At 64.0% G+C, this 14,134-nt stretch carries 10 protein-coding genes and 1 tRNA gene; all 11 read right to left on the bottom strand.

Features of this window, described 5'->3' with window-relative positions; all coding sequences use genetic code 11:
- Positions 1–192: 192 nt before the first annotated feature.
- The 11 genes from carB to LK434_RS08860 all read right to left on the bottom strand — a co-directional run bounded on the left by carB (position 193) and on the right by LK434_RS08860 (position 14,120).
- A complete protein-coding gene (gene carB, locus LK434_RS08910) occupies positions 193–3,468 on the bottom strand; it encodes a carbamoyl-phosphate synthase large subunit (RefSeq protein ID WP_006721750.1) in 3,276 nt (1,091 codons plus the stop codon).
- A gap of 154 nt (positions 3,469–3,622) precedes the next feature.
- On the bottom strand, positions 3,623–4,966 hold the full coding sequence (carA, locus tag LK434_RS08905; RefSeq protein ID WP_006721751.1) for a glutamine-hydrolyzing carbamoyl-phosphate synthase small subunit: 1,344 nt from the start codon (positions 4,964–4,966) through the stop codon (positions 3,623–3,625).
- Between the two features lie 699 nt (positions 4,967–5,665).
- Positions 5,666–5,741: transfer RNA gene (locus tag LK434_RS08900), tRNA-Lys, on the bottom strand.
- Positions 5,742–6,086: 345 nt separating this feature from the next.
- A complete protein-coding gene (locus LK434_RS08895; protein ID WP_006721754.1) occupies positions 6,087–7,367 on the bottom strand; it encodes an aminopeptidase in 1,281 nt (426 codons plus the stop codon).
- 164 nt (positions 7,368–7,531) lie between these two features.
- Positions 7,532–8,119, bottom strand: coding sequence for a hypothetical protein (locus LK434_RS08890; RefSeq protein ID WP_006721755.1), 588 nt, complete (start codon positions 8,117–8,119; stop codon positions 7,532–7,534).
- A gap of 22 nt (positions 8,120–8,141) precedes the next feature.
- Positions 8,142–9,026: a phosphoribosylaminoimidazolesuccinocarboxamide synthase gene (locus LK434_RS08885; protein ID WP_006721756.1), complete on the bottom strand. Its 885-nt coding sequence runs from the start codon at positions 9,024–9,026 to the stop codon at positions 8,142–8,144.
- A gap of 118 nt (positions 9,027–9,144) precedes the next feature.
- Positions 9,145–10,686 (bottom strand): sensor histidine kinase, encoded by a 1,542-nt coding sequence (locus tag LK434_RS08880; RefSeq protein WP_040361701.1) that lies wholly within the window; start codon positions 10,684–10,686, stop codon positions 9,145–9,147.
- Between the two features lie 99 nt (positions 10,687–10,785).
- On the bottom strand, positions 10,786–11,505 hold the full coding sequence (locus LK434_RS08875; protein ID WP_006721758.1) for a response regulator transcription factor: 720 nt from the start codon (positions 11,503–11,505) through the stop codon (positions 10,786–10,788).
- Positions 11,506–11,628: 123 nt separating this feature from the next.
- Entirely contained in the window at positions 11,629–12,801 is a 1,173-nt protein-coding gene (locus LK434_RS08870; RefSeq protein ID WP_006721759.1) for a hypothetical protein, read from the bottom strand.
- 77 nt (positions 12,802–12,878) lie between these two features.
- Entirely contained in the window at positions 12,879–13,145 is a 267-nt protein-coding gene (locus LK434_RS08865) for a TIGR03905 family TSCPD domain-containing protein (protein WP_040361703.1), read from the bottom strand.
- A 300-nt stretch (positions 13,146–13,445) separates the two neighbouring features.
- Complete coding sequence (locus LK434_RS08860; RefSeq protein WP_006721761.1) at positions 13,446–14,120, bottom strand: cytochrome c3 family protein; 675 nt, start codon at positions 14,118–14,120, stop codon at positions 13,446–13,448.
- Positions 14,121–14,134: the final 14 nt, after the last annotated feature.

Raw genomic sequence — 14,134 nt, 5'->3', positions numbered from 1 at the left:
TTCGTTAGATTACAACCACATCACCGCTCAAGACCTGCACGCTGCGCGATTTGAGGCAGCGGGAACAGGTGCCAGAATGCTTGGACAGGCAAGGGCCGCCGCATTTGGCGGGCGGGGGCGCCGCTCTTGCAAGCAGCTGCCCCCGCATTCTCAAACGCAGCCTCACGGTGCTCGACCGCGCGCGGCTCGTCTTTACAGGTCCTGAAGCGCCACCACGTCGAGCGAGTCGCCAAAGGAACGGGCCTCCAGCGCGCTCACATAGGCGTTCGCCGCCGCGAGGGCCGTCACGCAGGTCACGCCGCGGCGCACGGCCTCGGTGCGCAGGCGGTACCCGTCTCCGCGCGAACCGGGACCGTAGGGCGTGTTGATGATGAACGCGATCTGCCCGTCGGCGATCATGTCCAGGATGCCCGGCTCGTCAGTGTCGTCGGACGCGCTGATCTTGCCCACGACCTCGCACGGCACGTTGCCGCCGCGCAGCACGCGCGCGGTGCCCTCGGTGGACAGCAGCTCAAAACCCAGGTGGCGCAGGATGCGCGCCAGGCCGAGGATGTGGCGCTTGTCGCGGTCGCACACCGAGATGAACACGCGACCGTTCTCCGGCGTGGGCAGCTCGTAGTCGATGGCGAGCTGCGTCTTGGCGTATGCCTCCGGGTAGCTCTTCGCAATGCCCATGACCTCGCCCGTGGACTTCATCTCGGGTCCCAAGATGACCTCGGCACCCGGGAAGCGACCCCAGGGCATGACGGCCTCCTTCATGCAGAAGTAGTCCAGACGGCGCTCATCACTCGGAAGACCCAGCTCAGCGATGCTCGCGCCCGCCATGATGCGCGCGGCGCAGCGGGCCAGCGGCACGCCCGTGGCCTTGGAGATGAACGGCACCGTGCGGCTCGCACGCGGGTTCGCCTCGATCACGTAGATGGTCTCGCCCTTGATGGCGTACTGCACGTTCACCAGACCGCGCACGCCCAGCGCCAGCGCGATCTTGCGCGTCGTCTCGCGCAGGCGCGCCATGAGCGAGTCGGAAAAGGAGAACGGCGGGATGCACGTGGCGGAGTCGCCGGAGTGGATGCCGGCCTCCTCGATGTGCTCCAGGATACCGCCGATGTAGACCTCCTCGCCGTCGCACAACGCGTCGACGTCGCTCTCGTACGCGCCCTCCAGGAAGCGGTCGAGGTAGATGGGGTGGTCGGGGCTCACGCGGGTGGCCTCCGCCATGTACTCGCGCAGATGCTCGGCATCGTAGGCGATCATCATGCCGCGACCGCCCAGCACGTAGCTGGGGCGCACGAGCAGCGGGTAGCCGATGCGCGCGGCCACCGCCTCGGCCTCCTCGAACGAGGTCGCCATGCCCGCCGGCGGGTACATGACGCCCAAGCGGTCGAGCAGCGCGGAGAAGCGCTCGCGGTCCTCGGCGAAGTCGATGGCATCGGGCTGGGTGCCCATGATCGTCACGCCGCTCTCTGCCAGTGCGCGCGTAAGGTTCACCGGCGTCTGACCGCCGAGCGTGGTGATGACGCCCGCCGGTCGCTCGGCATCCACGATGTCCATGACGTCCTCGTAGGTGACCGGCTCGAAGTAGAGGCGGTCGGAGGTGTCGTAGTCGGTGGAGACGGTCTCGGGATTGCAGTTGACCATGATGGTCTCATAGCCGCGCTCAGCCAGCTCGTAGCACGCGTGCACGCAGCAGTAGTCGAACTCGATGCCCTGGCCGATGCGGTTGGGGCCGGCGCCCAAAATCATGACCTTGGGCTTGTCGCACGCACGCACCTCGTCGGAGGCGACGCCGCGGCGGGCATTCGGAGCCTCGCGCATGAGGTTCTCGTAGGTCTTGTAGTGGTACTCCGTGGCGCTCTCGAACTCGGCGGCGCACGTGTCCACGGTCTTCATGCTCGGAACCACGCCCAAACCCTTGCGGTAGGCGCGCACAAAGCGCTCGTCGCTGCCGGTGAGGTAGGCAATTTGCGCATCGGAGGTGCCGTACTGCTTGAGCAAGCGCATGGCATCGGCGTCGATGTCCTCAACGCGCAGGCCGCGCACGGTCTCCTGCACCGCGATCATGTCGTGCAAGCGGGAGAGGAACCACGGGTCGATGCGTGTGAACCTGTGTAGGCGCTCAACGCTCCAGCCGCGGCGCAGGGCCTCGGCAAGGTAGAAGATGCGCTGCTCGGTGGCGCGGGACACGTTCTGCGCCAGCTCCTCGTCCGCGATCGACTCGAGCGCGGCCGCTTTGGCGTCGGCGCCCAGACCGCGATGACCATCCTCGAGCGAGCGCATGGCCTTGCCCATGGCCTCCTCGAACGTGCGGCCGATGGCCATGACCTCGCCCACGGCCTTCATGCGCGTGGTGAGCGTGGTGTCCGTGCCCTTGAACTTCTCAAACGCAAAACGCGGGGCTTTGACCACGCAGTAGTCGATGGACGGCTCGAAGCACGCCGGCGTGGCGCGGGTGATGTCGTTCACGATCTCGTCCAGCGTGTAGCCCACGGCCAGGCGCGCCGCCGCCTTGGCGATGGGGAAGCCCGTGGCCTTGGACGCCAGCGCGGAGGAGCGGCTCACGCGCGGGTTCATCTCGATCACGATAAGGCGGCCGTTTTGGGGGTTGACGGCGAACTGCACGTTGGAGCCGCCCGTCTCGACGCCGATCTTTTCCAGGATGGCGAGCGATGCCACGCGCATGCGCTGGTACTCGAGGTCGGAGAGCGTCTGGGCGGGGGCAACGGTGATGGAGTCGCCCGTGTGCACCCCCATGGGGTCCAGATTCTCGATAGAGCATACGATGATGCCGTTTCCGGCGCGGTCGCGCATGACCTCCATCTCGTACTCTTTCCAACCCTCGATGGACTCCTCCACGAGCACCTCACCCGCCGGGGAGAGCTCCAGGCCCTGGGTCACGATCTCGATGAGCTCAGCCTCGTCGTGCGCGATGCCGCCGCCCGCACCGCCCATGGTGAAGCTCGGGCGCAGGACGCACGGGTAGCCCGTGGTCTCGACGATGTTGAGCGCGTCCTCAACGGAATAGGCGTACCCAGAGCGGGCGACCTCCAGGCCGATCTCGGCCATGGCCTCGTTGAAGAGCTTGCGGTCCTCACCGCGCTCGATGGCATCCAGGTCGCAACCGATCATCTCGACGCCGTAGGTTTCCAGCACCCCGGCGCGGGCGAGCTCAACCGCGGCGTTCAAGCCGGTCTGGCCGCCGAGCGTGGGCAGCAGCGCGTCGGGGCGCTCGCGCTCGATCACGCGCTCGATGAACTCGGCGGTGATGGGCTCGACGTAGGTGCGGTCGGCCAAGCCCGGGTCCGTCATGATGGTCGCCGGGTTGGAGTTGACGAGCACGACCTCGTAGCCGTCCTCCTTGAGAACCTTGCAGGCCTGCGCGCCCGAGTAATCGAACTCGCACGCCTGGCCGATGACGATAGGGCCGGAGCCGATGACGAGAATCCTCTTGATATCTGTACGCTTGGGCATGCTTTTCCCTCTCAAATATAAAACTCAACCACGTAGACAGGTTGTCCAGGTGCCGCAGATTGCCACGAAAGAGGAGGGCGCACGCCTAGCGTGCGGCGCCCGACGATTGAGCGGCAAGGTGCGGTGCCTGGGCAAGCCGCAGGGACTTGGAAACTTAAAAGCTCCAGCCGTGCAGCCGGTCGCTCGCGATATCGATGTTCAGGTAGTCCGGCTCGCCGTCCATCAAGCGCGTGAAGGCCGTGAACAGGTAATGCGCATCGGTGGGGCCGGGCGAGGCCTCGGGGTGGTACTGCACGCTGAACGCAGGGTGGTCGAGTAGCTGGACGCCCTCGGCGGTGCCGTCGTTCAGGTTGACGTGAGTGAGGCGGATGCGGCCAAAGCGCTCGTTCTCCACCACGGGGGCGATACCGCGCTCGACCCAGAAGCGCAGGTCGCCGTTAGCGGGATGCGCGGCAACGCCGCCCGAAAGCTCCGGCACGAGCGCGCCCAAGCTGGGAAACACCAGACCGAAGCCGTGGTTTTGCGCCGTGATCTCCACGCGGCGCGTAAGCAGGTTCATAACGGGCTGATTGCCGCCGCGGTGGCCGAACTTGAGCTTCTCGATCTGAGCGCCCGCCGCGAGGCTGATCATCTGGTGCCCCAGGCAGATGCCGAACACCGGCACCTTACCCAACAGTTCCTGGACCTGGGCGTACGTCTCCTCCACAGCATCCGGGTCGCCCGGGCCATTGGAGAGGAACACGCCGTCGGGGTTCACGGAGAGCACCTCGGAAGCCGGGGTGTTCCACGGCACGACGGTCAAGCTGCACCCCGCGCGAACGAGGCCCTCGAGGATGCCGCGCTTGACGCCGCAATCGTAGGCCACCACGCGATACGGGGCCCGACGCGTTGCGCACGCGGAGAAAGCGAACTCGTGCTCTGCGGGCAGATCGTCCGCGGTGAAGGAATGGGGCTTGAAGCAGCTCACCGTCTGCACGAGGTTCTCGCCCACCAGCTGCGGTGCCGCCGCGAGCTTGTCCGCCAGCACAGCGAGGTCGAATTCCTCGGTCGACACGATGCCCATCTGGGCGCCATGGTCGCGCAGGTGCTGCACGAGGGCGCGGGTGTCGACACCCTCGATGCCCACAATCCCCTGCTGCTCCAGATACTCGGGCACGGACAGGGTACTGCGCCAGTTGGACGGCGTGCGGCACATGTCGCGCACCACCATGCCGCGTAGCGCTGGCGTAGCCGGGGCGCGATGGATGTCGCCCGGGAACGCGCTCTGTACGTCGGCGGGGTCGATGCCGTAATTGCCAATTTGGGGATAGGTCATGGTCACGATCTGACCGGCGTAGCTCGGGTCGGTCAGGACCTCAAAATAACCCTCGAGCGAGGTATTAAAGCAGACCTCACCAGTCGCGGTGCCCGCAGCCCCGCACGCGCGACCGTAAAAAACGGTCCCATCCGCCAACAGCAGAATCGCGGGACCGCAGTCGCCCTTGGTAGTGGATGCCATGATGCGCTGCGCCAGAGGGCTTGCAGCAGCGACGCGGGGCGTAGGGGCTCCCGCAGGACGGTTCAAAGCCATCTCGTCTCCTTCTCGGTCTCTCGGTACCGGCTTAAAGGCCGTATGGTTCCTCGGTATTGTACGCGTCCTTCTTCCATAATGTGTTTTCAGACGCGAATATGCAGTATTCGATACATATTGGTAATGTTTATACACAATTCATGACGATAATCTGTGGCACACAGGCGGACTCCTCACCAAGCGCCATGTGCGCGACCGGCCCGAAAATGCGGGGATGTGCGAAAACAGCCGTTTGAAACAAATCGTTTATTTCAAACGGCCAATTACGCACAAAAATGGGCCTGGTAATGTGCTTTACCAATGGTTTGAAACAAACGGAGCTTTTTCAAACGGCTGTTTTCGCACATTTCTGGCTGCGGCGCTTAACGCGCCTGGCGCGCTGCACTGGAAAACGCCATCGCGTTTCCTCGGCTCCGCGCCCCCGAGCAGGGTTCGAATCCCCGCGGGGCAAACAAAACGCGAGGGCATCGCTGACCCCTTGCGGTCACACGAACGCATATCACCTCTCGCGGGGCAAACAAAAACGCGGGGGCATCGCTGACATGGGCGACCTGTTCCAGGGCAACATGGCCCCGCAGGGTAAACAAAAACGCGAGGGGCATCGCTGCTCCTCGCGCTCTCGCTCTATGGTGGGTCATCAGGGGTTCGAACCCTGGGCCTTGGGATTAAAAGTCCCCTGCTCTGCCAGCTGAGCTAATGACCCGCGTGCGGTATTGTAGCACGGATAGACGAAGGCGGGCGCGGGCGCGCGGTCGAGAAGACCGCGCGCTGCATCTTCGATGTAGCACAGATGCACGAAAACGAGCACGTGCGCCCCGAGCGTCGAAGCCCTGGACCACCGAACCATCCTCATCTCATCGAGTCCGCAGCGCACGGCACTGGGTGCGCAGGCAGGATCACATCACCGCACGAAAGGAGATGCGAGATCCACACGCTCGCTCAGCAACTGAGGGGCAACCTGCCCGCCGAACAAACGCACATCGTCAATCTGCCTGCCTCGAACCTCCCGCATCGGCGCGCTCGCCATGCGTCAAAACGACGGAGCACCCTACTCCCAAGTCCACTGACCGTTCACGAACACCGGAATCTCCTCGCCGTCCGCCGTGACGCCCGTGATGTCCAGGTCGTCAGCGCCGATCATGAAGTCAACGTGGGTGCCGCTCTTGTTGAGGCCACATGCGCGCAGCTCCTCCTGCGACATGTCGTAGCCACCCTCATAGCACTCGGGGAAGCCCGACCCCAACGCCAAGTGGCAGCTCGCGTTCTCGTCGTAGAGCGTGTCGTAGAACAGCGTCTCGGTCTCGCGAATCGGCGTGTTCTTGGAGATGAGCGCCACCTCACCCAAGCGGCGGGCGCCCTCATCGGTGTCCAGGATGCTCGCAAGCGTGTCGCGACCGACCTCGGCATCAAAATCGACCACGCTGCCGCCCTCAAAACGAAGCCAGAACCGGTCGATCTTGTTGCCGTGGCGCACCAGCGGCAAAGCGGAGTGCACCACACCGTCCACGCGCTCGCAATGCGGCGACGTGAATACCTCTTCCGTGGGGATGTTGGGGAAGAACGCATGACCATCGGGGGTCTCGCTCGACCCGCCCTCCCACACGTGCTTGTCGGTGAGGCCGACCCACAAGTCGGTGCCGTTGGACGACGTGTAGTGCAGGCGGTCGAAGTGACGGTCGTTGAGGAAGCGCAGGTTCTTCTCGAACGTCGCGTTGTGCAGCTCCCATGCGGACTCCGGGTCCTCGCCATCCGCGCGGGCTACGGAGAGAATCGCGCACCATAGACGGTACACCGCGATCTCGTCGTCGACGCCCGGGTACACCTGCCGCGCCCACGCGGCAACGGGCGCTCCGGCGATGCACCAGGGATTGATGTTGAAGTCCATGCCGTGACGATAGCTCTTGCACTGCGTGTTGCGGGCTTTGGAGGCGGCGGCGGGCTTGGCGGGATCGATGCCCTTGAGCGCCTCGGGATCAGCGCCCTCGATAAAGATGAAGCACGCCCCCGCCTCGGCAAGGGAATCGAGCTGCTCGCGCTGCCATGCGGGAACGGTCTCAAACCAAGACGCCTCGACGTTCTCGTACGTCAGGCGCGTGATGGCGTCGTCGCCCCAAATCACCGTCACGTGACCTGCACCGGCGGCGTAAGCGCGCGCGACAACGATGCGCACGAAAGCGGCCACCTCGACGGGCGCCTGAACCACCACTTCCTGGCCGGGTTTGACGTGCACGCCTTTTCGCACGATGAGATCGGCATATCGCTCGAGCTTGGGCTGCAGGTTGACCATGCCCGAACGTGCCTCCTCGACGGTAAGCTCCGCTTTGAACATTGAGGTCCTTTCATTTGGACGGATATATCGAGATGAAAGGGCGCACCCATGCTGTGAACCTCGCGTTCGCACCTTGGCGCAGAATGTGCCAAGGGAATCGCGAGCACCATGGATGCGCCCGTGCGCGCATGCGGTGCGCGAAGGAGACCTACCGATGGAGGCCCCTACTTTTTGGACTTCTTATCCTGCATCGAACGAGCGATGACCTCGTCGAGCTTGGCATCGCTCAGACCAGACGCCGTCGCGCGGCACGCATTGCGGATGGGGCGGATCTTCACGAAGTCGAAGATGAACGCGATGATGATCGCAGCGTACGCGGCGATGATGAGCACCAGCTGACCCGTCTGGGCGAACGAGGAGTTGCCCGCATCGGACCCAAAGACCGCGAGCAGCACCCATGTGCCGACGAGGGCGGCGATACCGACGCCCAGCAGCACCCACCAGATGCGACGCAGACGCGTGTAGTCCTCATTCTCCTTGAGCAGGGCGTTCGCCGCCGTGTAGATCAGGTCCTCCTGACGGCGAAGCTCCGCCTTGCGGGCCTTCTTTTCCTCCTTGGACAGGTTGGAAAGATCCTCCCCGCGCTCGGCGGCCGCACGCTTTGCCTTGGCGGATGCGGGGACAACGCGGACCGAACTCGCCGCGGCGCGGGCCGGCTTGGCGGAAGAGGCGGACTTGCGGGCCATGCCGCCACGGCTCTCGCCCTGCATCTTTTCCTGGGTACGCTTGTTCTGGACGCTACGGGTGCTCACTTACTCGATCTCCTTCAATTACCTATTCGTTCTTCATCGGGACGAACGCCTCGCCCGTGATGATCTCGTACGCCTCGCGGTAGCGGGCGGACGTGCCCTCGATGACCTCGGCGGGAAGCTGGGGCGCATCGCCGGTGAAATCCCAGTTGGCCTTGAGCCAGTCGCGGACGTACTGCTTGTCGTAGCTGGGCTGGACCTTGCCCTCCTCATAGGAGTCAGCAGGCCAAAAACGGCTGGAATCGGGGGTCAGGCACTCGTCGATGAGCGTCACCTTGCCGTCGATGACGCCAAACTCGAACTTGGTGTCGGCGATGATGATGCCACGCGTGGCGGCATACTCAGCGGCGGCCTTGTAGATCGTGAGGGAGAGGTCGCGAATCTGAGACGCGATCTCCTCGCCCACGAGCTCGACGCAGCGCTCGTAGGAGATGTTCTCATCGTGGTCGCCGATGGCCGCCTTGGTGGAGGGGGTGAACAGCGGCTCGGGCAGCTTGGATGCCTCGGTGAGGCCCTCGGGCAGCTTGATGCCGCACACGGTGCCGTCGGCATCGTAGGTCTTCTTGCCGGAGCCGGTGAGGTACCCGCGCACGATGCACTCGATCATGATGGGCTCGGCCTTCTTGACCAGCATGGTGCGGCCCGAGAGATAATCGCCGTAATCGGCGAACTCGGCGGGGAAATCGGCGGAATCGATGGTCACCATATGGTTGGGGACCAAATCGGCGAACTTGTTGAACCAGAACGCGGAGATGCGATTGAGCACCTCACCCTTGTAGGGGATCTCGTCCGGCAGGATATAGTCAAAGGCCGAGATGCGGTCGGAGGCAACCATGAGCAGGTTGTCGCCGGCGTCGTAGATGTCGCGGACCTTGCCTCGAGAATCGGGGCGGCGTTCCATCGTGGTCATACGCGTCAACTCCTAACGTGAACGGTGTGGGCGGGCGCGGGGTTCACCCGGCACATTGCCCGATTCATGGCGGAACGGCAACGCTCCTCGCAGGCGCTCCTTCACCGCCATGGCACAGCTAATACTTCATTGTAGTGGATGGCGACCCTTCTTCCAGCTCACGCGGTAGATGAATCGTAAAAGTCGTACCCTTTTCAAGTTCGCTCTCCACCGCAATGAAGCCGTGGTGACGCTCGACGATCTGCTTGGTCACGGCAAGGCCCACGCCCAGGCCACCGGCCTCACGGGCACGGCTCGCGTCCGCCCGCCAAAACCTGCCGAATATCCGCGCGAGGTCATCCTTGGCGATGCCGATGCCCGTATCCGACACCGTGACCATCACGTGCTTACGGTCCCCGTGCACGGAGACGACCACCCAGCCGTCCTCGGGCGTGTAGCGCATGGCGTTGCTCATGAGGTTGATGATGCACTGCGTAATCATGTCGGCGTCGCAGATGATCACCGCCGAGCGACCCTCCATCTCGTCCACAAAGCGCAGATGCAGGCCCTTGTTGTGGAACAGCTGATGCTGGTTATTCACGATGGTCTGCGTGAGTTGCACCATATCGACCTGATCGAGGCGCAACGGCGCCGTATGGTTTTCCAAGCGCGACAGGTCGAGCGTTTGCTGCACCAGGCGCGCGAGGCGGCGCGTCTCGGCAGCCACGGTCTCGAGGTGCTCGGCGTCCGTGGGGTACACGCCGTCCTGCATCGCCTCGACCGTTGCCTGCATGGCCATGAGCGGTGTGCGCAGCTCGTGCGCCACGTCCGACGTCAACCGGCGCTCGCGCTTGAGATCGCGCTCGAGGCTCGCCGCCATCTCGTCAAACGTTTCGCCGAGCTGGTCGATCTCGTCATCGCCGCGCATGTTGGTGCGGGCGGAGAGGTCACCCTCTCGGATGCGGCGGGCGGTGTTGGTGATGGTGCGCACCGGATAGGTGAACATGCGCGAGACGAGAAAGCCGATGACGACGGCCATGAGAACCGCGATGAACGCGGCGAGCCCCATGGCGTTGAAGGTGCGCTCCCTAAACGCGGTGTCGGCCTTGGTGAGCAGGGCATCGCTGCCCAGCACCCATAGGCGCACCTGGCCAATACCCTCCCCCTCGCTGTTCACGATGGGGGTGACCACCGCCGATTCGGGGTCGGTTGGAGCCTTTGACACCGGGCTATGGCTGTCCTTGCGCGCCCCAGACCCGCCGGCGCCGCTCGCCATGGCAGCCGCCGGCCACGTGTCGTCATACATGATGACGCCGGAGGTGTCCGTCACCTGCATGCCGATATCGTCGGACAGCGCGCTGGACTCGGCAATGTCCTTGATGTCATCGACGTTCCACTCGCCCTCGCGCTCGTACCCCTCGGCAAGTTTTTCCGCGGCGACCTGGGCGATCTCCTCAACATTGGCGCGCGTGTAGTCCGAGAACGCACCGCCCCACACCACCGTGACCACGCAGGCCAAGATGATCACGGTGACCAGCGAGGTCATGGCGAACGAAAGCGCCATGCGACCGCCGTAGCTCATGCCGGTGCGCGGTGTTGGGTGCGGCGTGTTCCAGCTCGCGCGCGTCGAAGGCTGCTCGGCATCGGATCCGTGTTTTTGCCCAATGACCAAACGCGCCATGCGTCATCCCCTCCTCAGCGGGCGAAACATGCGCAACGGAACCGTTCCCGCGCGCACAAAAACGGGCGCCACATGTGCGGCGCCCGAATTGGAGACGTGCTACTTGTCCGCCTTTTCAGGCTGCGCGGGCGCCTCGAAACGGTACCCGACGCCGTGGACGGTGTAGAGCCACTTGGGCTTTTTGGGGTCATCGCCCAACTTGGCGCGAAGATTCTTCACGTGGCTGTCGATGGTGCGCTCATAGCCCTCAAAGTCGTAGCCCAGCACCTTCTCGACCAGCTCCATGCGGTTGTACACGCGACCCGGGTGACGGGCGAGCGTGGTGAGGAGCTTGAACTCGGAGGCGGTGAGGTCGACCTCCTTGCCCTCGACGAGAATCTTATGGCCGGAGATATCGATGACCAGATCGCCAAAGTCGAGCACCTCGACCTGGGGCTCGTCGGCAAGATGGGTGCGGCGGAACAGCGCGCGCACGCGGGCGACGAGCTCGCGCGGCGAGAACGGCTTGATGAGGTAGTCATCGGCACCGAGTTCCAGGCCGATGATGCGGTCCTCGACCTCGCCCTTGGCGGTGAGCATGATGATCGGCACATCGGAGGTGTCGCGAATGGCGCGGCACACGCGCTCGCCGGAGAGCTTGGGGAGCATGAGGTCGAGCACGATCAAGTCGAACTGGTGCTTCTCGAACTCCTCGACGGCGGACTGGCCGTCGCCCACGCCCACGACCCAATAGCCCTCGCGCTCAAGATACGCCGCCACCGCATCGCGAATGGCCTTCTCGTCCTCAACAAGCAGAATCTTACGTGCATCTGAAGCCATGGGCGGCCTCCTCATCTCGCAGACAAACGTCGTTTTATTCTAGCGCAGCAAAACAGCGCATACCGTAGAAGGAGTATGCCCAATCCGCAGAGCGTTCAATCAATAGCGTGGACGGCGGCTCCACTACAGGCTAAAGACCCTCAGCTGCACGGCCGCGGGCAGGCCATCGTCACCGCGCACCGTGGCGTAGGTCACAAAGCGATCGGTCGTCCCCTCGCTCGCCGGGTAGTCGCCAAAGTCAAGCGACTTATCGGGGGCGGCGAGCACTGCGTACGTCTGTGCCTCCGTGTCGACGACAAAGTGCGACGACTGGGCCTTGATGAGATATCGCGTGCCGTTGCCCGACACGCAGGCGAGGGGCTCGCGGCTCAAATACGTGAACGGACCCCCGGCATTTCCGATGAACGTGCCCATGTTGCCCAAGCCGCCGCCGTAGCCGTAGTTGGCCTCGACCGAGAACGCAAAGCTGCTGCCCATGTATACGGCCTCAAAGGGGCTCACCGTCTCAGGCATGACGAGCTGCGCGGCCACCTTGTTGTTGTTTTGCAGGTCGAGGGCGGTCAACCCGTAAAACGTGCCCTCGCTGGCGTTCACGCGCGGCGCGATCGTGAGGTATCCATCGCTCACGCGCGGCCACGTGGCAAAGCGGCCCGGACTCTCATAGAGGTCCTTGCCCTTGGGTGAGCCGGCGCTCCACAAGTAGCAATGGGAGTACTCCGCCCGCTTGGCACCGGATGCGAAGGGCATTTTTTGCCAGATAACCGAATTTCCCGTGACGGTAAAACGCGCCGGTTCCCAGTCCGTCGTGCCATCGTCAAGCTCAACCGGCTCGCCCACGAGCACGCCGTTCTCAAGCTCCTGGGCCAGAAGCACCCAATCGCCTGTGGCGTAGTCCATCTCGATCCAGGCGTACACCTGCTCGCTGCAGCGAACGTCGTGAAAGCCATACGTCTTGCCCTTGATCGGCTCGGGCACGAGCGTCGCACGGCTACCGCTCGCCAGGGAGATGATCCCAAGCGTATTGATGGCGCGGGCGCTCGCGGGCGCCTCAAGCAATGCCGCCCATGCGCCCTCGCAGTGAAACGGCACCGTTCCCAACGGCATATCCCACGAGAACTGGGGTGCAAGCGTGTTGTCCACGTTCTCAAAATCATCGATGACACTGATGATCTTGGAGTCATCCGTGATGACCTGCGGCTCACCGCTCACCGCAGAGCCCTCCCCGTCGGAATCACACCCGACAAGCGAGATGACCGTAAGTGCCGCCGTGGCGGCGGCGCCCCCCTTGAACAGCATTCGGCGACTGACGCCGGACCAGGCTTTTTCTCTTTGCGGCGCGCGGGCCGTCGAGGAGTTCTTGCCGTCCGACATGGTTACGACCGGGCCTGCGCCTGAGCCTCGCGCAGAGCGAGGGTAAGTTGATCGGCGCAGGATGTCTTGCGGGGCCCGCAAGTATTGCCCTCCAGGAGCGTGACGGTCTCATCGACCGGTTGGCCCGCCACGAGCTTGCCGATGGCCTTGAGGTTGCCGTTGCAGCCTCCCTCGAACGCCACACGCTCAATAGTCGATCCGTCATCGGAGAGTTCCACGTGAATCATGCGAGCACATACGCCGCGCGGCTTGAAATCTGAGGTCACCATAATCGCATCTCCTCTTTCATAGTTTTTGCCAGTATGCCACAGTTGCAGGAACGGCGATAAGCGCAGCGCGCCGTCACATCCCATAGGGAATGTCCTCAACTGCAGATTTGACACGATTATGTAGTTCGAGGCCACACTCGATAGCGAGATCGACCGGCTGCGGAGCTGAAAGTCGAACCCGACGGAGGGGATGACGCACTTTTCGCCGCGAGCCGCGCTTGGCAAGGGACCCCGGTGAACGCAAAAGGGCGAACCCGAAGGCTCGCCCTTTCTTGATGCACATGCTCTGGCACGCCGTGGCTACTCGGCAGCCTCGAACAGGAACGGGGTGGTCCAACCATCCGGCACGGCGCCCTGCTGGCCATCGCCCAGATCGACCTTGCTCCAGCCCTCGGGGATGCCGCCCTCGCCCTCCCAGGCACCGACCTGGTGGCAGCCGGCGCAGGTGAAGACGCTCTGGTCGTGCATGCGGTGGCAGGAGTTGCACTGCTGCACGCCGTGGTAGTCGCTGTGCGGGTCGAACGCCAGGTCCTTGGTGGAGGACTCGCTCGCACCGGGCATGATGCCGGCGCCGGCGTGGCAACCGCTCTGCAGGCAGAACTCGTTGGTGTAGGTCACCTTGGCAAGCGGGGTCTCATGGTCGCCCGTGAGCTGGGACTGCGCCATGCGGGCGGAGGTGCCCAGCGTGTTCTCGTGGCAATCCAGGCACTTGCCGTTCGCCACGGCCTTGTGGGCGTACGCAAGGGAATCGGTCTGATTCTCGAACGTGTCGTAGTACTTGCCCATGGTGCTGTGGCACAGGGCGTCGCAGTAGCCCGGGGTCGCGCGCCAGGCCCAGCCGGCTACGCCCAGGACCGTCACGGCCACAACGGCGGCGATCACGATGGGAAGGCGCTTGTCCTTCCAGTCACGCTTCTTCTTGGGAGTCTCGGGCGTGGCCTCGGCCGCGCTCGTCTCCTTGGTCTCATCAGCCATAGTTGCTCCTCTAG

The sequence above is a fragment of the Collinsella stercoris DSM 13279 genome, from assembly GCF_020735465.1.
Lineage (GTDB): Bacteria > Actinomycetota > Coriobacteriia > Coriobacteriales > Coriobacteriaceae > Collinsella > Collinsella stercoris.
This window is presented reverse-complemented; position numbering and strand designations above follow the sequence as displayed.